The 1,249-nt window shown below is 64.9% G+C and carries 2 protein-coding genes; both read right to left on the minus strand.

Annotated elements, in window-relative coordinates; translation table 11 throughout:
* The coding region (locus tag KG698_RS15315; protein WP_300984240.1) for a 5'/3'-nucleotidase SurE at positions 1 to 386 on the minus strand (386 nt) is incomplete at its 3' end.
* 144 nt (positions 387 to 530) lie between these two features.
* Positions 531 to 1,249, minus strand: a 719-nt coding sequence (locus KG698_RS15320; protein ID WP_367114135.1) for a hypothetical protein, incomplete at its 5' end; no start/stop codon positions are given.

The following is a 1,249-nucleotide window of genomic DNA, read 5'->3' on the forward strand; positions in this document are numbered from 1 at the left end:
TGCGAAAGCGCGATGGCGGGCAGACCTTGCAACGCTGCCTCCATCGCGCCGCCGATGGTGCCGGAATAAAGCACATTTTCGGCAGCGTTATTGCCCCGGTTGACACCCGAGAGCACCAGATCGGGGGGATTTCCCGCCAGCACATCGTAAAGCCCCGCCAGCACGCAATCGGCAGGTGAGCCTTCGGCGGCGAAGCGTTTTGGCCCAAGCTCGGCGATCATCGTGGGATGGACATAGGAAATGCAATGCCCAACGCCTGATTGCTCGAAGGCGGGTGCGACGGTCCAGACCTCACCCTTTGGGCCCGCGATCTCGGCGGCGATGGCCTCTAACACCTTTAGCCCGGGGGCGTTGATCCCATCGTCATTTGTCAGCAAAATGCGCATGAACGCTCCGATCCGAGGCTGTCTATGTTGGGTCTAACGGTTGCGAATTGCCACGGCAAGCGCGCGGGTGCGACGGTAGCGTGGGGGCGCTGCCCCCGTCCCGTGCCGGGACTCCCCCGGGATATTTCTGAAACGAAGAAGCGCTCAGCCCTTGATCTGGCGTAGGGCAAGCGCCAGCAGGGCCAATGCGCCCAGACCTGCGGCGATGCCGAAGGGCCCAAACCCGTTCGCGACAACGACGCCCACCAGCGCCCAAGCCACCGCGATGGGGTAGGTGGCGACACGCAGGCGCAGGCTGAGTGTCACCGCAAGGCCGAGCGCCACCAAGAGCATGATCCAGCTCAGCGCCACTTCGCCGCCCCATCCATAGCCCATCGCCACCGTGCCGAAGGCCACGCAAGCAGCCGCCGTCAGCCAGCCCGCGTAAAGCCCAACTGGCAAGGCGAACCATGCGCGATCACGGGCAGGGGCGTGCCATAGGGCGGCGAGGGCGCCTAAGAGCATGGCCCAGATCAAGATCGTGGCCATGACCGGCGCGCTGAGCGCGACCGCGATCCAGCCCGCGCCGATGGCGAGGCTGGCAAAAAGCGGCCAGCGCGCGCGGTCCCAATCAGGGGCAGTGTCGCGGCGGATGAGGCCGAAGCCTGCCGAAGCCAATAGCCACAGGTAGATCACGCCCCAGATCGAAAAGGCGTAACCGGCCGGTTGGATCGGCGGTTTGTCGACCGCGAGGGGCATTTGCGCTGGGTCAAAGCCAGTGAAAGGCTGGGCCAGAAAGGGCGAGAGCACGAAGGCGATGCAGGCGACAAGCACCAGCACCGCCTTGAGCTTGGCGCTGTCTTTCGGGTCGTTGGGGTTTTCCA

This window comes from Roseicyclus sp. (assembly GCF_018402035.1).
Taxonomy (GTDB): Bacteria; Pseudomonadota; Alphaproteobacteria; order Rhodobacterales; family Rhodobacteraceae; genus Roseicyclus.